Genomic DNA, 19391 nt, shown 5'->3' with positions numbered 1-19391 from the left:
GGGACTCGATCTGGGACTCGATCTGAGGCTCAATGCACTGACTTGCTCGCCGCGGCGCCGGTCCGGTAGCGCGCTGCCGCTCGCCATGCCAGCAGCAGCCAGTCGGCAGGCCCGAGTATCGGGCGGCGCCGGAAGACATCGTAGCCGACGGCCTCGAGGCGTTCCAGCACACGCAGGCCGCCTTGCACCACCAGCCGCAATTCCCAGCCGATGCGCCAGTCCGCCGTGCGCGGCAGGTCCAGCGCGAGCGAAGCGCCGGATTGTAGCATCGCCTCCGTGCGGATTTTCAGCTCGTCCATCAGCGCCAGCCAGCGCACGTCGCAGCGGCCCTCGGCGAGCGTGTCGTCGTCGACGCCATGGCGCGCCATCGCGTCGGCCGGCAGGTAGACGCGGCCGCGCGCGAAGTCGATGGCAACGTCCTGCCAGAAGTTGACCAGCTGCAGGCCGGTGCAGATCGCATCGGACCGGGCGAAGCGGTCCGGCGTGGCCGCGCCGTACAGATGCAGCATCAGCCGGCCGACCGGATTGGCCGAGCGGCGCGAGTAGTCGAGCAGGCTGTCCCAGTCGGCATGGCGGTGCACGGTCACGTCCTGGCGGAAGGCATCGAGCAGGTCGTGGAACAGCGTCAAAGGCAAGCGGTATTCGGCGATGACCTCGGCCAGCGCGCGCATCATCGGCGTGCCCGGATCGGTGCCGGCCTCGATGCAGTCGAGCGCATCGGCGAGCGCCCCCAGTGCGGCCAGCCGCTCGTCCGGTGTGGCATCGCCCTCGTCGGCCAGATCGTCGGCGGTGCGGGCGAAACGGTAGATCACCGCCACCGGCCGGCGCAGCCGGCGCGGCAGCAGCACGCTGGCGACCGGGAAGTTCTCGTAGTGGCCGATGGCGAAGCCTTGCTTGGCGACAGGAGTGGGCGGCGTTGGCATCGTATCGGCGGAGGGCGCGTCGGGCTGGGACATGGCGGCAGCATTGTAACCACCGGCTCGCCGAACGGGCCGCCAAGGCCGCTTCGGGGCCGCTTCGGCGTCGCTTCGGAGCCGGTATGCAGCTGTTATGAGCCGCTTCCACCCTACCGATTGGGGGCATGTCGGCACGCATCGCACGTCAATTCGCGCCTAAATCGGCGGTTTTACCCCTCAAATGGGGTGGTTCGTCGCGTCGCGTTTGACGCACCCCGAACGGCTGGATATATTGCTGACCGGCCGGTTATTTACTGCCGGACCCGCCGTCCCTCGGACGGCGCCATCGTCGTGTCGCGCGGCAGCGTTGCAGCTGGCCGCCAGTCCGGCCCTGCCGGGCGCACGTCGCCTCTCGTCATGCCGTTGCACCCGTCTTATCGCCATCCATGCCAGTGCCTTGTCCCGGGCCGGAAGTCGCGGCCGTCAACGCTTTCAAGCCCTTGCCGTCGACCGTCGGCGCGGTGTTGCTGTTTGCCCTGCTGGTGCTGAGCGGTTGCTCGCGCGAGCCCGAGCGCGCGCCCGAGGTTCGGCCGGTGCGTCTGCTGCAGTTGCAGTCCGCCACCGGGCAGTCTGTCTACGAGTTCTCCGGCGACGTGCGGCCGCGGGTCGAATCCCGGCTCGGTTTTCGCGTCGGCGGCAAGATCGCCGCGCGGCTGGTCGACGTGGGCGCCACGGTGCGGCGCGGGCAGCCGCTGGCCCGGTTGGATCCGACCGATCTGAATCTGGCCGAGCAGGGCTCGCGCGCGCAGTACGAGGCAGCGCGCACCGACCGCGATCTGGCGGCCGCCGATCTGAAGCGCTACAACGATCTGTTCGCCAAGGGCTTTATCAGCGCCGCCGAGCAGAACCGGCGCCAGGCCAGCTACGAAGCGGCTGCCGCGCGCCTGCGCCAGGCCGAGGCGGCGCTGCGGGAGCAGACCAACCAGACCGGCTATACCGTGCTGGCGGCCGACGCCGACGGCGTGGTCACCGCGATCGATGCCGAGGTGGGGCAGGTGGTCAGCGCCGGGCAGTCGGTGGTGCGGGTCGCGCAGACCGCCGAGAAGGAGGTCGCAATCGGCCTGCCGGAGGATCAGGTCGATTGGCTGCGCCAGATCCGCGACGTCAGCGTGCGCACCTGGGCCGAGCCCGACCGCATCCTGCCGGGCCGCGTGCGCGAGATCGCCGCGGCGGCGGACCCGGTCACGCGCACCTACGCGGCCCGCATCACCGTGCCGAATCCGCCGGCCGATCTGAAGTTCGGCATGACGGCGATGGTCACCTTTGTGCGGACCGGCGCTTCGCCCGCGGTGCGCGTGCCGCTGACCGCGCTGCTGCAGCAGCAGGGCACCAACCAGGTCTGGGTCTACGACGGCGCGGCAGGCACGGTGCAGCCGGTCGCCGTCACGCTCGGTCAGCCGATCGGCAACGAGGTCGAGGTGAGCAGCGGCTTGCGTCCGGGCCAGACGATCGTCACCGCCGGCGTCCATCTGCTCAAGCCGGGGCAGAAGGTGCGGCCGCTGCAGACCCTGGCGCCGGCGTCCGCGCCGGGCGCTGCGCCCGCCGGTCCGGCCCCGGCCAGCGCGCCGGCCGCGCGCAGCTAAGGGCGCGGCGATGGAGCATTCCCGATTCAATCTGTCGCGCTGGGCCCTCGAACACCAGGCGCTGACCCGCTATCTGCTGGTGGTGTTCCTGCTGGCGGGCCTGATGTCGTACTTTCAGCTGGGCCAGGACGAGGACCCGCCGTTCACCTTCCGCGTGATGGTGGTGCAGGCCTTCTGGCCGGGCGCCACCGCCGAGCAGATCGCGGTGCAGGTCACCGACAAGCTCGAGCGTCAGCTGCAGGAGGTGCCGTATGCGGACAAGATCCGCAGCTTCTCCAAGCCGGGCGAGACCACGGTGATCTTCCAGCTGCGCGACGATGCGCCGGCCAAGGAGACCGCGCAGATCTGGTACACGGTGCGCAAGAAGATCGGCGATATCGCCGACACGCTGCCGGCCGGCGTGCGCGGACCGTTCTTTAACGACGAGTTCGGCGATGTCTACGGCACCATCTATGCGCTGTCCGCCGACGGCTTCACCTACAAGGAACTGCGCGAATATGCCGATCTGGTGCGCCAGCAGCTGCTGCGCGTGCCGTCGGTGGCCAAGGTGTCGCTGATCGGCCTGCAGGACGAGAAGATCTATATCGAGTTCAACCAGACCCGCTTCGCGCAGCTCGGGCTCGATCTGAACGCGATCGCCGACCAGATCGCCGAGCAGAACAACCTGACCGCCAGCGGCGTGCTGGTGACGCCGAGCGACAACGTGCAGGTGCGCGTGTCGGGCCAGTTCGCCGATGTGGGCGATCTGCGCAATATGGTGCTGCGCGGTCCCAACGGCGCGGCCAATATCCGGCTCGGCGATATCGCCCGCGTCTATCGCGGCTATGTCGATCCGCCGGCGCCGCGCATGCGCTTCAACGGCAAGGACGTGATCGGCCTGGGCATCTCGATGGAGAAGGGCGGCGACATCATCGCGCTGGGCGAGTCGCTGCGGGCGGAAGCGGACAAGCTGCGCAAGCAGCTGCCGGTCGGCATCGAGATGGAGCAGGTGCAGGACCAGCCCGAGGCGGTCAAGCGCTCGGTCGGCGAGTTCGTGCGCGTGCTGATCGAAGCGGTGGTGATCGTGCTGGCGGTCAGCTTCATCTCGCTGGGCCTGCATACGAAGCCGCTGCGGCTCGACGCGCGGCCCGGGCTGGTGGTGGCGCTGACGATCCCGCTGGTGCTGGCGGTGACCTTCCTGTTCATGAACGTGTTCAACATCGGCCTGCACAAGGTGTCGCTCGGCGCGCTGATCATCGCGCTGGGCTTGCTGGTCGACGACGCGATCATCGCGGTCGAGATGATGGTGCGCAAGCTGGAGGAGGGCTTCTCCAAGATGGAGGCCGCGACCTTCGCCTATACGTCGACCGCGATGCCGATGCTGACCGGCACCTTGATCACCGCCGCCGGTTTCCTGCCCGTGGGCCTGGCGCGTTCGACGGTCGGCGAATACACGTTTGCGATCTTCGCGGTAACGGCGCTCGCACTGGTGCTGTCGTGGCTGGCGGCGGTCTACTTCACGCCGTATCTGGGCTATCTGCTGCTGAAGGTCAAACCCAGCGAGGGCGGGCACCACGAGGTGTTCGACACGCCGTTCTACGCGCGCTTCCGCCGCGCGGTGGACTGGTGCGTGGACTGGCGCAAGACCGTGATCGCGATCACGCTGGCGACCTTCGGGCTCGGCATATTCGCCTTCCAGTTCGTCGAGAAGCAGTTCTTCCCCGATTCGAGCCGCCCGGAACTGATGGTCGAGATGTGGCTGCCCGAGGGCGCCAGCTTCGCGCAGAGCGAAGCCGAGGCCAAACGCTTCGAGGCGGCGCTGCGCGGCGATGCCGATGTCGGCAGCATCACGACCTTCGTCGGCACCGGCGCGCCGCGCTTCTATCTGCCGCTGGACCAGATCTTCCCGCAGAGCAATGTGGTGCAGCTGATCGTGCTGCCGGTCGACGTCGAGGTGCGCGAGCGGCTGCGCCAGCGCATCATCGCGCTGCTGGCGAGCGACTTCCCGCAGCTGCGCGGCCGCGTCAAGCTGTTGCCGAACGGGCCGCCGGTGGCCTATCCGGTGCAGTTCCGCGTGATCGGGCCGGAGGCCGCGGCGGTGCGGCGGATCGCCGACCAGGTCAAGGCCATCATGAGCGCCAACCCCAACACGGTCGGCGTCAACGACAACTGGAACGAGAACGTCAAGGTGCTGCGCCTGGACATCGACCAGGAAAAGGCGCGCGCGCTGGGCGTGACGACGAACGCGATCGCGCGCGTCACGCAGACCGTGCTGACCGGCGCGCCGGTCGGCCAGTATCGCGACGGCGACAAGCTGATCGACATCGTGATGCGCTCGGCCCGGGACGAACGCGAGGCGCTGGCCGACCTGCACAACGTCCAGGTGCCGACCAGCAGCGGCCGCGCGGTGCCGCTGACGCAGGTCGCGCGCATCGGCATCCGCTCCGAGCCGGGCATCGTCTGGCGCGAGAACCGCGATTTCGGCGTGACCGTGCAGGCCGATGTGGTCGATGGCATCCAGGGACCGACGGTGACCGCGCAGATCGATCCGGAGCTCGACAAGCTGCGCGCCGACCTGCCGGCCGGGTACCTGATCACGGTGGCCGGGGCCGAGGAGGAGAGCGGCAAGGCCGGCGCGTCGATCGCCGCGCAGCTGCCGCTTTGCGTGTTCCTGATCTTCACGCTGCTGATGCTGCAGCTGCACAGCTTCTCGCGCGCGGTGATGGTGTTCCTGACCGGTCCGCTCGGACTGATCGGCGCCGCCGCGACGCTGCTGCTGCTGCAGTCGCCGATGGGCTTCGTCGCCCAGCTGGGTATCACCGCGCTGGTCGGCATGATCATCCGCAACTCGGTGATCCTGGTCGACCAGATCGAGCAGGACATCCGCGCCGGCGTGCCGGCCTGGACCGCGATCGTCGAAGCCGCGGTACGCCGCTTCCGGCCGATCATGCTGACCGCGGCGGCCGCCGTGCTGGCGATGATCCCGCTGTCGCGCTCGGTGTTCTGGGGGCCGATGGCGGTCGCGATCATGGGCGGGCTGCTGGTCGCCACGGTGCTGACGCTGCTGTTCCTGCCGGCGCTGTATGCCGCCTGGTTCCGCGTGCGGCGGCCGGAGGAGGGGCGCGGCGTGATGGCTTGATGGCGGGGCGGCCGGGCGCGAGCCGAAGGCCATCGAGGGGGCTGGATTCGCGCCAAACCATGCGCTACAATCCGCGGTCTTTGCCGGGCAGCGGTGCAACGCCGCGGGCCGGCCGAAGAAGCAGGGGGCGCATGCGGTTCCGGTCGCCTCTTTTTGTTTTTTCGGCCCCATGCCGGGCAGACCGCGGTGCCTCCCCGCTGGGCGGCACCGTTTGGACCGCGAGGGTGGCGAAATTGGTAGACGCACCAGGTTTAGGTCCTGACGCCAGCAATGGTGTAGGGGTTCGAGTCCCCTCCCTCGCACCACCACGCCTTCATCGTCTCGTCGTCGCCTCTCTCGTTGGCGGTTCGCGGCGATTGTGATCGGCGAAACATCTGCTTACCGACGTTTCACCTTTGGGCTCCCTTGTCACGGGTGCCGGCGCTAAGCTTCCCGACAAGAAGACCTGTGCAGAAACACTGCGCGTGACGCCCGCGTCGGATCGGAACCCCACCATGACCCAAACCGCTCAATCGCTCTGTCTTGCCGTCTTGCTGGCCTTGCCGCTGGCCGCCCAGGCCGACCCCTGGAAGGATGAAAGCGGGCATGGCAAATGGCGCGGCCATCACCATGGCGGCGACTACAAAGAGGAATACTGGGACGGCAACTGCAAGGTCGAACGCAAGTTCAAGGGCAACGGCGACTACAAGGAAGAGCGCAAGTGCAAGGGCCCGCGCTACGGTTATTACGGCCCGGCCCCGGTCTATGTCGAGCCCGCCCCGGTCTATGTGCCGCCCGGTGTCACCGTGCACGGTACCGTGACCTTCCCGCGCTGATTCCCGGTCCGGTCCTCCGCACCGTTCTCCCGGCCGTTCTCTCCACCATCCGCCCCGGGCCGCGCGACCGCCGCCGCCCGGGTTGCCGCGTCCTATAGTAGAGACCCGCAGGCCAGCGCTGCACCGGCACCCCTCAGCGGGCCGGGCGCCATCCGCCCCACGCCAGTGCGCGCAATCCCTGTATCTCGATGAGGGGACCCATCATGGCACTGGCAACCACCCTGGCGACTTGCCTGAGCAGCAAGAACAGCCATTTCGATATCATCCGCCACCCCTATGCCCTCGGCAGCATGGCGACCGCGCAGGCGGCGCATGTGCCGGGCGATCGTTTGGTCAAGACCGTACTGCTGGAGGATGAGGCGGGCTATGTGGTGGCGGTGATGCCATCCACCCGACTGCTCGACCTGTCCGAACTGTGCGAGCGCACCGGCCGCCGGCTGACGATGGCCAGCGAGGACGAGGTCCGCGAAGTGTTCAAGGATTGCGCGCTCGGTGCGATTCCGCCGGTCGGCATGGCCTACGGCATGCGCACCTATATCGACGAGAGCCTGCTCGGCCAGCCCGAGGTCTATTTCGAGGCCGGCGACCATGAGGAGCTGATCCACATGACGACGGAGGCCTTCCTCGATCTGATGGCGGGCGCCGAGCGGGGACAGTTCACGCGGCGCATGATGTAGCGGCCGCGGCGGGTTCGCAGCGGTGCGGCGGCAGCGCCAGGTTCAGGGCTGCACGCCTTCCAGCGTGAAGCTGGCGCCGGCGTCCTGGCCAAGCAGCTCGACCAGCGCCGGCAGCGCCGCTTCCAGCGCCGCCCGCAACGTCCACGGCGGGTTCGCGACGAACATGCCGCTGCCATGCAGGCCGAGCCCGCCGGGCACCGGGTGCTTGACCGTCAGCGTGGCATGCAGCCAGCTTTTGAACGGCAGCGCCTTCATCTGGACCGGCAGTTGCGAGGACTCGCGCCGCTGCACCTGCGGATACCAGACCGCATAGGTGCCGGTGGCAAAGCGCTGCAGCCCGTCGCGCAGGCATTGCACGGTGCGGGCGTAGTCCTGCTTGTCTTCGTACGACGGATCGATCAGCACCAGCGCGCGGCGCGGGGGCGGCGGGAGAATGGCCTTGATGCCGCCGAAGCCGTCGCCGTCGTACAGCATCACGCGACGCCCGGCGCCGCGGAAGTTGTCGCGCAGCACCTGGATCTCGGTGCTGTGCAGTTCGAACAGCCGCAGCCGGTCCGCTTCGCGCAGCATCTGCCAGGCCAGCCAGGGCGAGCCGGGATAGTGCCTCAGGCGGCCGTCCGGGTTCAGTGTGCGCACCTGATCCAGGTATTCCTGCAGCAGCGGAGGCAGCGTGCGGCCGTCGGCGGCGGCGCGCCACAGCGGGGCGATGCCGGTCTCGAATTCCGACTTCCTGGTCGCATAGCCCTCGTCCAGCGCGTAGAGGCCGGCGCCCGCATGCGTGTCGATATACCAGAACGGCTTGTCCTTCTGCGTCAGGTAATCGAGCAGGTGGGTGACGATGGCGTGCTTGAGAACGTCGGCGTGATTGCCGGCGTGGAAGGCGTGGCGATAGCTGAGCATGGCAGGGGCGGGCGGAGCAGGGCGCCATGCTACCATCCGGCCGGCCCTCCGCGGCATCCGCGGCCGTCATGCAGCCGCCGCGATGCAGCGTGTTGCGCCGTTTTGTCCCGTGCCGCGACGCGTCTCGCCCAGCCACGGTCCGCCCGGTTTTCCGTTCCCATGCCCCGCGCCCTCGATCCCGCCGAGCCCATCCTGTCCGACCAGGGTACGCCGTACTCGCCCCGCTATGACGACGTCTATCACAGCGTCGAGGGTGGACTGGCGCAGGCCCGGCATGTCTTTCTCGGCGGCAATGGTCTGCCGCAGGCATGGCAGGGACGGGAACAATTCGTCATCGTCGAGACGGGCTTCGGCCAGGGGCTCAATTTCCTGGCGACGTGGCAGGCCTGGCGCGACGATCCGCGCCGCTGCGCGCGCCTGCATTTCGTGTCGATCGAGAAGCATCCGTTTACCCGCGAAGGTCTGGCCGCTTTGCATGCCGGGCTCGACGAAGTCGCGCCGCTGGCCCAGCAGCTGCAGGCCGCATGGCCGCTGGCGCTGCCCGGGCTGCATCGGCTCGCCTTCGAGGGCGGCGCGGTCGTGCTGACGCTGGCGCTGGGCGACGTGCAGGCGCTGCTGCCGCGGCTGGCCGTCGGCGCCGATGCGTTCTATCTGGACGGCTTCGCGCCGGCGCGCAATGCGGACATGTGGGACCCGGTGGTGATGAAGGGACTGGCCCGGCTGGCGCGTCCCGGTGCCACGCTGGCCACCTATACGGCGGCGGGTTTCGTGCGCCGCGGCTTGCAGGCGGCCGGATTCGAGGTCAGCAAGGTGTCTGGCTTTGGCAGCAAGCGCGACATGACGATCGCGCGCGTGCCGGCCGAGCGGCGGCGCCGTCATGCACCGCCTGCGCCCGGCGCCTGGACCCGGCGTCACGCGATCGTGATCGGAGCAGGCCTGGCCGGCTGCGCCGTGACCGAGCGGCTCGCGGCGCGCGGCTGGCGCGTGACGCTGATCGACGCCCACGATGGCCCGGCGCGGGAAACCTCGGCGCATCGCGCGGCTGCCATGCATCCCCATCTATCACCGGACGACAGCGTGCTGTCGCGGCTGTCGCGCGCCGGCAATCTTTATGCATTACGCACGTGGCAGGCGCTCGCCGAGGCGGGACATCCGGTCGGCTGGCGCGGTTGCGGCGTGCTGCAGGTCGGTCAAGACGACGCGGACACGGCGCTTCAGCAGCGCGCGCTGGCGCAGCTCGGCTTGCCTCACGAGTTCGTGCGATGGATGTCGGCGCAGCAGGCCGCCGACGAACATGGCGCCCCGGCCGCCCGCGGCGGCTTGTGGTTCCCGCAAGGGGGATGGGTGGCGCCGCCCGACGTCTGTCGTGCCCAGCTGGCGGTGGCGGGGGCGTCTGTGGAGACGCGGTTCGGCTGCCGCGTCGCTTCTCTGCAACGGACCGATGACGGCTGGCAGGTCTTCGACGAGGCCGGTCGGCCGGTGGCCGAGGCGCCGGTGCTGGTGCTGGCCAATACGCACCACGCGAGCGGCCTGTTGCCGCTGCGCCATCTGCCGATCCGCCGCGTGCGGGGGCAGCTGACCACGCTCGAGCCCGGCGATGTCGATCGATTGGGTCGGTGGCCCGATTGCGTGGTGACGGGCAGCGGCTATCTGCTGCCGCGCGACGCTGACGGCAGCGCGCGGATCGGCTCGAGCTACGAGCCCGACGACGGGCCCCTGGTCGAACGCGTCGAGACCCATGCCGACAATCTGCGCCGGCTCGCGACTCTGCTGCCGGACAGGGCCGCGGCGGTGGACCGGCTCGATCCCGTTGCGCTGCACGGCTATGTCGGCGTGCGCAGCGTTTCGCACAATCGCTTGCCGTGGGTCGGTCAGGTGGCCGACGAGGCGGAATGCGCGCGCCGGGCCGGCTCGCTGCGCGGCGCCCATCTGCGCGATCTGCCGCGGCTGCCGGGCCTGTATGTGGCGCTGGCCTTCGCCTCGCGCGGCCTGACCTGGGCGGCGCTGGCGGGGGGACTGTTGGCGGGCCGGATGGAAGGCGAGCCGCTGCCGGTGGAAAGCGATCTGGCCGACGCGCTGGATCCGGCGCGGCTGCTGCTGCGGGCGTTGCGGCATGGGCAGCATGGCGGTGGCGAGCAGGACGGCGGCGAGCACGACGGCGAGGAGAGCGCAGGGCAGGCCGCCGAGCGGGCCAGTCAGGCCCGCTCAGGGTAAAAACTGCCGGAACCGGATCGAAACCGTGCGATAATCCCCGTTTTCCGTTTGCGCGGTGTGTTTGTTTGCGCGAGTTCGCGATCGGGGCTCAGGCGGCTTGTCCGCATGCCTCATGCGTGGCTGGTGCGTGCGAACCGTTCGACGGCCTGAGGGAGCAACCCTGCACGCAGGCACGCAAGCGGAACGCGCTGACGAACACAACAACATTTCTGGATTGGATTGACGACCATGTCGAATGTGATTGAAAACCTCGGCAAACTCGACCGCAAGGTGACCCTGGCCATCCCCAAGGCCGAGGTCGAGAAGGAGAAGCAGGAGCGCCTGGTTCGCCTGTCGAAGACGGTCAAGATGGCCGGCTTCCGCCCGGGCAAGGTGCCGATGAAGATGGTCGAGAAGCAGTACGGCCAGCAGGTCGAATTCGAAGTGCGCTTCGACAAGGCCGCCCGCAAGTTCTTCGACATCACCCAGCAGCAGGACGTCAAGGTCGCCGGCCAGCCCAAGTTCGAGATCAAGACCGAAGGCGTGGCGGATGACGAAGTGGCATTCGACGCCACCTTCGAGGTCTACCCGGAAGTCAAGATCGGTGACCTGTCGGCCGCCGAAGTGGTCCGCACCAAGACCGAAATCACCGACGCCGAGATCGACAAGACCATCGACATCCTGCGCAAGCAGCGCGTCCACTACCACGCCCGCGGCGAAGCCGGCGAGCATGGCGATGGCGGCGGCGAAGTGGCGGCCAAGAACGGCGACCGCGTGACGGTCGACTTCGTCGGCAAGATCGATGGCGTCGAGTTCGCCGGCGGCAAGGCGGAAGACTTCGTCTTCGTGCTGGGCGAAGGCCGCATGCTGCCCGAGTTCGAACAGGCCGCGCTGGGCCTGAAGGTCGGCGAGAGCAAGACCTTCCCGCTGGCGTTCCCCGAGGACTATCACGGCAAGGAAGTCGCCGGCAAGACCGCCGAATTCACCATCACGATGAAGCAGGTCGAGTGGGCCCACCTGCCCGAGGTCGACGACAACTTCGCCAAGTCGCTCGGCATCGCCGACGGCAGCGTCGAGAAGATGCGCGCCGACATCCGCGAGAACCTGGAGCGCGAGGTCAAGCGCCGCACGCACGCGATGCTGAAGGACCAGGTCATGGAAGCGCTGCTGAAGGCCAGCGAGCTGGACGTGCCGAAGGCCCTGATCGAACAGGACCAGGAGCGCCTGGTGCAGATGGCCCGCCGCGACCTCGAGCAGCGTGGCATGCCGAACGCCAAGGACATGCCGATTCCGCCGGAGATGTTCGCGCAGCAGGCCGAGCGCCGCGTCAAGCTGGGCCTGATCCTGGCCGAGATCGTCAAGGCCAACGGCCTGGAAGCCAAGGCTGACCAGATCAAGGCCGAGATCGAAGAGTTCGCCAAGAGCTACGAGGATCCGAAGGAAGTCATGCGCTGGTACTACGGCGACCAGCAGCGCCTGGCGGAGATGGAAGCCTACGTGCTCGAAAACAACGTGGTAAATTTCGTGTGCGAGAAGGCCAAGGTCATCGACAAGCCGGTGTCCTTCGAAGAACTGACGGCCGAAGGCAACGGCGGCCAGCAAGCCTGATCGACAGCCGCTCAAGGCAAAAGCCGCCTTCGGGCGGCTTGTTTGCCTTTTGCCGAGGCCACTGGCCTGCCACCGAATTCCTGGAGAACTCTGCATGACCCGCAATGATTTGCTCGATCGTCTCGCCACCACGCAAGCTTCGGCGCTCGAGACCATGGGCCTCGGGCTGGTGCCGATGGTGGTCGAGCAGTCCGGTCGGGGCGAGCGCGCCTATGACATCTACTCGCGCCTGCTGAAGGAGCGCCTGGTGTTCATGGTGGGCGAAGTCAACGACCAGACCGCCAATCTGGTGATCGCGCAGCTGCTGTTTCTGGAGAGCGAGAATCCCGACAAGGATGTCTTCCTCTACATCAACTCGCCGGGCGGTTCGGTATCGGCCGGTCTGGCGGTGTACGACACGATGCAGTTCATCAAGCCCGACGTGTCGACGCTGTGCATGGGCATGGCCGCCAGCATGGGCGCGTTCCTGCTGGCCGCCGGCGCAAAGGGCAAGCGCCTGGCGCTGCCCAACTCGCGGATCATGATCCATCAGCCGCTGGGCGGCGCGCGCGGCCAGGCCTCGGACATCGAGATCCAGGCGCGCGAGATCCTCTATCTGCGCGAACGGCTCAATTCGATCCTGGCCGAGGTCACGGGCCAGCCGGTCGAGAAGATTGCCCGCGATACCGACCGGGACAATTTCATGAGCGGCGATCAGGCCGTCGACTACGGCCTGATCGACAAGGTGATCGCGCGCCGCAGTTGAGCCTGGCGCGGCGCGCCGGCTTCGAACCCTGTTCCGGCCTCAAACGGCCAAGCCTACACCACAAAACGAGGCCCTGCGCCTCGTTTGTGGTGTTTGCCCCCACTCCCAGGGGGTTCCGCCCGCTGCCCTAAAGGTTTTGGCGTATGATGCGTTTGACGCGTATCGCCAAGGTCCTTTCTGCGCCCTGGCGCGCCCCTGCTAATGTGACGATTCCTATGGCGGACAAAAAAGGTTCATCCAGCGAGAAGCTTCTGTATTGCTCCTTCTGCGGCAAAAGCCAGCACGAGGTCAAGAAGCTGATCGCCGGCCCGTCGGTGTTCATCTGCGACGAATGCATCGACCTGTGCAACGAGATCATTCGCGATGAAGCCGCCGGCGCCGACAAGGACGCCCCGGCCGCGGCCAAGTCGGATCTGCCGACGCCGCACGAGATCCGCGAAAGCCTGGACCAGTATGTGATTGGCCAGGAGCAGGCCAAGAAGATTCTGGCCGTGGCTGTCTACAACCACTACAAGCGGCTCAAGCATCTCGGCAAGAAGGACGATGTCGAGCTCTCCAAGAGCAATATCCTGCTGATCGGCCCGACCGGTTCCGGCAAGACGCTGCTCGCGCAGACGCTGGCCCGCCTGCTCAACGTCCCGTTCGTGATCGCCGATGCGACCACGCTGACCGAAGCCGGCTATGTCGGCGAGGACGTCGAGAACATCATCCAGAAGCTGCTGCAGAACTGCAATTACGAGGTCGAGAAGGCCCAGCGCGGCATTGTCTACATCGACGAGATCGACAAGATCTCGCGCAAGTCGGACAACCCGTCCATCACCCGCGACGTCTCGGGCGAGGGCGTGCAGCAGGCGCTGCTGAAGCTGATCGAAGGCACGATGGCCTCGGTACCGCCCCAGGGCGGGCGCAAGCATCCGAACCAGGACTTCCTGCAGGTCGATACCACCAACATCCTGTTCATCTGCGGCGGTGCCTTCGATGGACTGGAAAAGGTGATCATGCAGCGTTCGGACAAGACCGGCATCGGCTTCGGTGCCCAGGTCCAGAGCAAGGAAGAGCGCGATGTCAGCGAGGTGCTGCCGCAGACCGAGCCCGAGGATCTGATCAAGTTCGGCCTGATTCCCGAGCTGATCGGCCGCCTGCCGGTCGTCGCGACGCTGTCCAAGCTGGACGAGGCCGCGCTGGTGCAGATCCTGGTCGAGCCGAAGAACGCGCTGGTCAAGCAATATCAGAAACTGCTGGCGATGGAAGGCGTCGAACTGGAAATCCGGCCGGCAGCGCTGTCCGCGATTGCCCGCAAGGCCATCAAGCGCAAGACGGGTGCGCGCGGCCTGCGTTCGATCCTCGAACAATCGCTGATGGATGTCATGTACGACCTGCCGAATTACAAGGGCGTGCAAAAAGTCGTGATCGATGAAAGCACGATCACCGGCGACGCACCTCCCTTGCTGATGTACGAGGACCAGCCCAAAGTGGCTGGCTCCAACTGACGCGAACGCCGGCGCAGGGCGCATCCGCGCCGGCAGCCAACCGACAGGCCGTTCGCGAAAAGCGAGCGGCTTTTTTTCTTCATTTCGCCAAACGAACGGGAGGAAACGCGGGTATGCTGTTTGCGCGGGATTCGCAAGTGTCGGGGCCGTCATTTGACTGATGCTGCGAACCGGTGATTGCTGTCTTGTAATCGGTTCGTGCGACCCAATTTACGCCTTAAATGACTGACTGGGGAAACTGATGTCTGGAACACAACTCCTCCCGGCTGAGCCGATTCGCCTCCCATTGTTGCCGCTGCGCGACGTGGTGGTGTTTCCGCACATGGTGATCCCGCTGTTCGTGGGTCGCCCGAAGTCCATCAAGGCGCTGGAAACTGCGATGGAGTCGGGCAAGAGCATCATGCTCGTGGCCCAGAAGACGGCGGCGAAGGATGAGCCCACCGCCGAAGACCTGTACGAGGTCGGCTGCATCGCCAATATCCTGCAGATGCTGAAGCTGCCGGACGGCACCGTCAAGGTGCTGGTCGAGGGCACGCAGCGCGCGAATATCCGCGAAGTGAGCGAGGACGACTCGCATTTCATGTGCGAGGCCGTGCCGGTGCCCCTGGGGCCGGGCGAAAGCGCCGAGACCGAGGCCCTGCGCCGCGCGATCGTGTCGCAGTTCGACCAGTACGTGAAGCTGAACAAGAAGATCCCGCCGGAGATCCTGACCTCGCTGTCGGGCATCGACGAGCCGGGTCGCCTGGCCGACACCATCGCCGCGCATCTGCCGATCAAGCTCGAGCAGAAGCAGAAGATCCTGGAGATGGTCAACGTGACCGAACGCCTGGAGAGCCTGCTGTCGCAGCTCGAGGGCGAAATCGACATCCTGCAGGTCGAGAAGCGCATCCGTGGCCGCGTCAAGCGGCAGATGGAGAAGAGCCAGCGCGAGTACTACCTGAACGAGCAGGTCAAGGCCATCCAGAAGGAACTGGGCGAAGGCGAAGAGGGCGCCGATCTCGAGGAGCTCGACAAGCGCATCAAGGCCGCCCGCATGCCGAAGGAGGCCAAGAAGAAGGCCGAGGCCGAGTTCAAGAAGCTCAAGCTGATGTCGCCGATGTCGGCCGAGGCGACCGTCGTGCGCAACTATATCGACACGCTGGTCAACCTGCCGTGGCGCAAGAAGAGCAAGGTCAATAACGACCTCGCCAACGCCGAGCGCGTGCTTGACGAAGACCACTACGGTCTGGAAAAGGTCAAGGAACGGATCCTGGAATACCTCGCCGTGCAGCAGCGCGTCGACAAGGTCAAGGCGCCGATCCTGTGCCTGGTCGGGCCGCCCGGGGTCGGCAAGACCTCGCTGGGCCAGTCGGTGGCGCGTGCCACCAACCGCAAGTTCGTCCGCATGGCGCTGGGCGGCGTGCGTGACGAGGCCGAGATCCGCGGTCACCGCCGGACCTATATCGGGTCGATGCCCGGCAAGATCCTGCAGAGCCTGACCAAGGTCGGCGTGCGCAATCCGCTCTTCCTGCTCGACGAGATCGACAAGATGGGCATGGATTTCCGCGGCGACCCATCGTCGGCGCTGCTCGAGGTGCTGGACCCGGAACAGAACCACACGTTCCAGGACCACTACATCGAGGTGGACTTCGACCTGTCCGACGTGATGTTCGTGGCGACCTCGAATTCGCTGAACATTCCGCCGCCGCTGCTCGACCGGATGGAAGTGATCCGGCTGTCCGGCTACACGGAGGAAGAGAAGGTCAATATCACCCAGCGCTATCTGCTGCCGAAGCAGATCCGCAACAACGGCCTGAAGCCGGGTGAGATCGAGGTCAGCGAAGCGGCGATCCGCGACATCATCCGCTATTACACGCGGGAAGCCGGCGTGCGCTCGCTCGAACGCGAGGTATCGAAGATCGCCCGCAAGGTGGTCAAGATGCTGCTGCTGAAGAAGGAGAGCGGCACGGTCAAGGTCGATTCGGACAACCTGGACAAATTCCTCGGCGTGCGCAAGTACGACTTCGGTCTGGCCGGCAAGGAAAACCAGGTGGGCCAGGTCACGGGTCTGGCGTGGACCGAAGTCGGCGGCGATCTGCTGACGATCGAGGCCGCGCTGATGCCGGGCAAGGGCAATATCACCCGCACCGGTTCGCTGGGCGACGTGATGAAGGAATCGGTCGAGGCCGCGCGTTCGGTGGTGCGTTCGCGCGCCCGCCGGCTGGGCATCACCGACGAGATGTTCGAGAAGCGGGACATCCACATCCACGTGCCCGAAGGCGCGACGCCGAAGGACGGTCCGTCCGCCGGTATCGCGATGACGACGGCGCTGGTGTCGGTGCTCAGCGGTATCCCGGTGCGCGCCGATGTGGCGATGACCGGCGAGATCACGCTGCGCGGCGAAGTGCTGCCGATCGGCGGTCTGAAGGAAAAGCTGCTGGCCGCCCACCGCGGTGGCATCAAGCTGGCGCTGATTCCCGAGGAGAACGTCAAGGACCTCGCCGAGATTCCGGACAACGTCAAGAACAACATCGAGATCGTTCCGGTGCGCTGGATCGACAAGGTGTTGGAAATGGCGCTCGAACGGATGCCCGAGCCGCTGCCGGAAGAAGTCGCCGCCCCTGCCGAAGTCAAGGACAAGGGCGCGGCCGCCACGCACGAGATGATTCATCACTGATCGTGCCGAGGCCGGACGATTGTGCCGGCCGGCATCGCAAAACCGCAGGGTTCGCCCTGCGGTTTTTTTTGCGCGGCGCCGGTGTTCGGCTTGGCAAAGCCGAACACGCTGTATTACACTTGCGGCCTCGCAGCGCAAACGGCAGTCGAAGGCTGATACGTGCGCGGCGATACAGCCTGATTGGAGACAATGCGGGCGGCAATGCAGCCACATGATGGCAACATCGCGGCAATATCGAGCGGGTGCTTAGCTCAGCTGGTAGAGCGGCGCCCTTACAAGGCGTAGGTCGGGGGTTCGATCCCCTCAGCACCCACCACTCACTCGATGGCCACGATCGCCATGCCGCCGCGTCATTGGAGGCCGTATCGCCGGGCAGCGAGACCGACATCGGAGTGGTAGTTCAGTCGGTTAGAATACCGGCCTGTCACGCCGGGGGTCGCGGGTTCGAGTCCCGTCCACTCCGCCACATTGCATCCGGGCACCGCCAGGTGGCCGGCCGAATCAGCCGCCTCCATGCGGCTGTTTTCATTTGTGGCCCCATTCGAAGCCCATTCGCAGCCCATCTGTAGCCCCTCGAGCAACGGCCGCCCACGCCACATCAAACGGGCGATCCCGCGCAGCCTGCTAGAATCGCGGAGTTTTGACCTCCGTCCCAACTTGATCCCGAGTCAGCATGCTTGATTTCGTTCGCAACAACCGGCGCCTGATGCTTTTGCTTCTGCTGGTGCTGGTGTTTCCGTCGTTCGTGTTCTTTGGCGTGGAGAGCTATTCGCGCTTCATGGACAGCTCGCACGACGCCGCCAAGGTCGATGGCCGTGCCATCACCCAACAGGAAGTCGACAACGTGCTGCGCGAGCAGTCGGAGCGGATGCGTCAGGTGCTGGGCGCCGCCTACGACCCGCGTCAGTTCGAAGGTCCGGAAGCACGCAAGGCCGTGCTTGATCAGCTGATCCTGCAGCGCGTGGTCGCCAACGAGGTCAATCGCGAGCATCTGACCGTGTCGAACGAGCGGCTGTACGAGGCGATCGTCAATATTCCGGCGATTGCGCAGTTGCCGAAGAAGGCGGACGGACGGGTCGAGGACAAGGCCTATCTCGAACTGCTGGCATCGCAGGGCATGACGCCCGAACAGTTCGACGCCCGCATGCGTTTCGATCTGGCGACGCAGCAGCTCGGCCAGTCGATCGGTGCGACCGCGTTCATGCCCAAGTCGCTGCTCGACCGCCTGATCGCCGCGCGCGACCAGCAGCGTGAAGTTCAGCCGCTGCTGCTGAAGGCCACCGACTACGCTGCCAAGGTGACGGCCGACGACGCCGCGCTGAAGGCGTACTACGACAAGCATCGCCAGGCGTTCAGCGTGCCCGAGCAGGCCAAGGTCGAATACCTGGTGCTGTCCGCCGAGGCGCTGGCCGCCGGCATCAGCATCACGCCCGAGCAGCTCAAATCCTATTACGACAGCAATATCGCGCGCTTCCGTACGGACGAGCAGCGCCGCGCCAGCCATATCCTGATCGCCGCGTCGAAGGATGCGCCCGCCGCCGAGCGGCAGGCGGCCAAGGACAAGGCCACCAGGCTGCTCGACGAGCTGCGCAAGCATCCGGACACCTTCGCCGATGTCGCCCGCAAGCAGTCGCAGGACCCGGGCTCGGCGGAGAAGGGCGGCGACCTCGGCTTCATGGGCCGCGGCGCGCTGGTCAAGCCGTTCGAGGACGCGATGTACGCGCTGCAGCCAAATCAGCTCAGCGATGTGGTCGAAACCGACTACGGCTATCACATCATCAAGGTGACGGAAGTCAAGCCGTCGCAGACGCGTCCGCTCGAGGCCGTCAAGCCCGAACTGGAAGCCGAACTGCGCAAGCAGCTGGCGGCCAAGCAGTTCACCGAGCAGGCCGATGCCTTCGGCAATACCGTCTATGAGCAGGCCGACAGCCTGAAGCCGGCCGCCGACAAGTTCAAACTGACGATCCAGACCGCGGACAACGTGACCCGCGCGCCGAACCCTGCGCTGGGCGCGAACAATCCGCTGAACAACGAGAAGGTGCTGGCGGCGCTGTTCGGCGACGACGCGCTGAAGAACAAGCGCAATACCGAAGCGATCCAGGTCGGCCCGGAAACGCTGGTCGCCGGTCGTGTGGTCGAGTATCGCCCCGCATCGGTGCGGCCGTTCGACGCGGTGCGCGACCAGGTCCGCGCGCAGTACATTGCCGAGCAGGCCGCCGAACTGGCGCGCAAGGACGGCGAAGCGCAGCTCGCCAAGCTGAAGCAGAGCGGCTCGGCCGAAGGCTTCGGCGCCGCCGTCACCGTATCGCGCCAGCAGCCGGGCGGTCTGGCGCCGAAGGCGGTCGAGGCGGTGATGCGCGCCGATGCATCGAAGCTGCCGGCCGTGGTGGGCGTCGATCTGGGCGGGCAGGGCTATGCGATCTATCGCATCGCCAAGGTTTCGCAGCCGGCGCAGGTCGATGCCGCGCAGCGCCAGGCCGAGGCGCAGCAACTGTCGCAGCTGGCCGGCCAGAGCGAGCTGGAAGCGTTCTTCGAGAGCCTGAAGGCGCGGTCGGAGGTCGAGGTGCTCAAGCCCGCGGCGCCGGCGGAATCGCAGCCGGCAGGCTGATGGCGATGGAGGAGACCGCCCGCACAGGGCCGGTCCGGTAGC

At 66.7% G+C, this 19391-nt stretch carries 12 protein-coding genes and 3 tRNA genes; 13 read left to right on the top strand and 2 right to left on the bottom strand.

Annotated features, from left to right (window positions below; all coding sequences use genetic code 11):
• Positions 1-29: 29 nt before the first annotated feature.
• Positions 30-923, bottom strand: a complete 894-nt coding sequence (gene hpnC / locus J5T34_RS08750) for a squalene synthase HpnC (RefSeq protein ID WP_208579422.1) — start codon at positions 921-923, stop codon at positions 30-32.
• A 419-nt stretch (positions 924-1342) separates the two neighbouring features.
• On the opposite strand from hpnC, the gene J5T34_RS08745 reads away from it, so the two are divergent.
• The 5 genes from J5T34_RS08745 to J5T34_RS08725 all read left to right on the top strand — a co-directional run bounded on the left by J5T34_RS08745 (position 1343) and on the right by J5T34_RS08725 (position 7149).
• A complete protein-coding gene (locus J5T34_RS08745) occupies positions 1343-2539 on the top strand; it encodes an efflux RND transporter periplasmic adaptor subunit (protein WP_208579412.1) in 1197 nt (398 codons plus the stop codon).
• A gap of 10 nt (positions 2540-2549) precedes the next feature.
• Positions 2550-5657 (top strand): efflux RND transporter permease subunit, encoded by a 3108-nt coding sequence (locus J5T34_RS08740; protein WP_208579411.1) that lies wholly within the window; start codon positions 2550-2552, stop codon positions 5655-5657.
• A 218-nt stretch (positions 5658-5875) separates the two neighbouring features.
• Positions 5876-5962, top strand: a tRNA-Leu gene (locus J5T34_RS08735).
• Between the two features lie 189 nt (positions 5963-6151).
• Positions 6152-6472 (top strand): PXPV repeat protein, encoded by a 321-nt coding sequence (locus J5T34_RS08730; protein ID WP_208579410.1) that lies wholly within the window; start codon positions 6152-6154, stop codon positions 6470-6472.
• 203 nt (positions 6473-6675) lie between these two features.
• Positions 6676-7149, top strand: coding sequence for an aminoacyl-tRNA deacylase (locus tag J5T34_RS08725; RefSeq protein WP_208579409.1), 474 nt, complete (start codon positions 6676-6678; stop codon positions 7147-7149).
• A 42-nt stretch (positions 7150-7191) separates the two neighbouring features.
• Here the strand turns inward: J5T34_RS08725 and J5T34_RS08720 are convergent, their stop codons facing one another.
• Complete coding sequence (locus J5T34_RS08720; RefSeq protein WP_208579408.1) at positions 7192-8049, bottom strand: 23S rRNA (adenine(2030)-N(6))-methyltransferase RlmJ; 858 nt, start codon at positions 8047-8049, stop codon at positions 7192-7194.
• Between the two features lie 159 nt (positions 8050-8208).
• Here J5T34_RS08720 and mnmC point away from each other — a divergent pair, with 159 nt between their 5' ends.
• From mnmC to J5T34_RS08680, 8 genes are all read left to right on the top strand, one after another.
• Positions 8209-10263 carry a bifunctional tRNA (5-methylaminomethyl-2-thiouridine)(34)-methyltransferase MnmD/FAD-dependent 5-carboxymethylaminomethyl-2-thiouridine(34) oxidoreductase MnmC gene (mnmC, locus tag J5T34_RS08715; protein WP_208579407.1) on the top strand — a complete coding sequence of 685 codons (2055 nt, stop codon included), beginning with the start codon at positions 8209-8211 and terminating at the stop codon, positions 10261-10263.
• A gap of 228 nt (positions 10264-10491) precedes the next feature.
• The gene (gene tig / locus J5T34_RS08710; RefSeq protein WP_208579406.1) at positions 10492-11850 is read left to right on the top strand and encodes a trigger factor; all 1359 of its coding nucleotides are present in this window, start codon (positions 10492-10494) and stop codon (positions 11848-11850) included.
• Positions 11851-11944: 94 nt separating this feature from the next.
• Entirely contained in the window at positions 11945-12595 is a 651-nt protein-coding gene (gene clpP / locus J5T34_RS08705; protein ID WP_208579405.1) for an ATP-dependent Clp endopeptidase proteolytic subunit ClpP, read from the top strand.
• Positions 12596-12810: 215 nt separating this feature from the next.
• Positions 12811-14085 carry an ATP-dependent Clp protease ATP-binding subunit ClpX gene (clpX, locus tag J5T34_RS08700; protein WP_174105610.1) on the top strand — a complete coding sequence of 425 codons (1275 nt, stop codon included), beginning with the start codon at positions 12811-12813 and terminating at the stop codon, positions 14083-14085.
• 241 nt (positions 14086-14326) lie between these two features.
• Entirely contained in the window at positions 14327-16741 is a 2415-nt protein-coding gene (gene lon / locus J5T34_RS08695; RefSeq protein WP_208579404.1) for an endopeptidase La, read from the top strand.
• A gap of 240 nt (positions 16742-16981) precedes the next feature.
• Positions 16982-17057 (top strand) — tRNA-Val (locus J5T34_RS08690).
• A gap of 73 nt (positions 17058-17130) precedes the next feature.
• Positions 17131-17207, top strand: a tRNA-Asp gene (locus J5T34_RS08685).
• Positions 17208-17414: 207 nt separating this feature from the next.
• Positions 17415-19349: a SurA N-terminal domain-containing protein gene (locus J5T34_RS08680; protein ID WP_208579403.1), complete on the top strand. Its 1935-nt coding sequence runs from the start codon at positions 17415-17417 to the stop codon at positions 19347-19349.
• Positions 19350-19391: the final 42 nt, after the last annotated feature.

This window comes from Cupriavidus gilardii, assembly GCF_017598945.1.
Classification (GTDB): domain Bacteria; phylum Pseudomonadota; class Gammaproteobacteria; order Burkholderiales; family Burkholderiaceae; genus Cupriavidus; species Cupriavidus gilardii_E.
This window is presented reverse-complemented; position numbering and strand designations above follow the sequence as displayed.

What these genes read in the sequence shown, in the direction of transcription:
- J5T34_RS08680 (WP_208579403.1), top strand. Translation starts at nt 17,415, where the DNA reads ATGCTTGATTTCGTTCGCAACAACCGGCGCCTGATGCTTTTGCTTCTG.
- mnmC (WP_208579407.1), top strand. Translation starts at nt 8,209, where the DNA reads ATGCCCCGCGCCCTCGATCCCGCCGAGCCCATCCTGTCCGACCAGGGT.
- tig (WP_208579406.1), top strand. Translation starts at nt 10,492, where the DNA reads ATGTCGAATGTGATTGAAAACCTCGGCAAACTCGACCGCAAGGTGACC.
- J5T34_RS08725 (WP_208579409.1), top strand. Translation starts at nt 6,676, where the DNA reads ATGGCACTGGCAACCACCCTGGCGACTTGCCTGAGCAGCAAGAACAGC.
- J5T34_RS08740 (WP_208579411.1), top strand. Translation starts at nt 2,550, where the DNA reads ATGGAGCATTCCCGATTCAATCTGTCGCGCTGGGCCCTCGAACACCAG.
- J5T34_RS08730 (WP_208579410.1), top strand. Translation starts at nt 6,152, where the DNA reads ATGACCCAAACCGCTCAATCGCTCTGTCTTGCCGTCTTGCTGGCCTTG.
- clpP (WP_208579405.1), top strand. Translation starts at nt 11,945, where the DNA reads ATGACCCGCAATGATTTGCTCGATCGTCTCGCCACCACGCAAGCTTCG.
- J5T34_RS08745 (WP_208579412.1), top strand. Translation starts at nt 1,343, where the DNA reads ATGCCAGTGCCTTGTCCCGGGCCGGAAGTCGCGGCCGTCAACGCTTTC.
- hpnC (WP_208579422.1), bottom strand. Translation starts at nt 923, where the DNA reads ATGCCAACGCCGCCCACTCCTGTCGCCAAGCAAGGCTTCGCCATCGGC.
- clpX (WP_174105610.1), top strand. Translation starts at nt 12,811, where the DNA reads ATGGCGGACAAAAAAGGTTCATCCAGCGAGAAGCTTCTGTATTGCTCC.
- lon (WP_208579404.1), top strand. Translation starts at nt 14,327, where the DNA reads ATGTCTGGAACACAACTCCTCCCGGCTGAGCCGATTCGCCTCCCATTG.
- J5T34_RS08720 (WP_208579408.1), bottom strand. Translation starts at nt 8,049, where the DNA reads ATGCTCAGCTATCGCCACGCCTTCCACGCCGGCAATCACGCCGACGTT.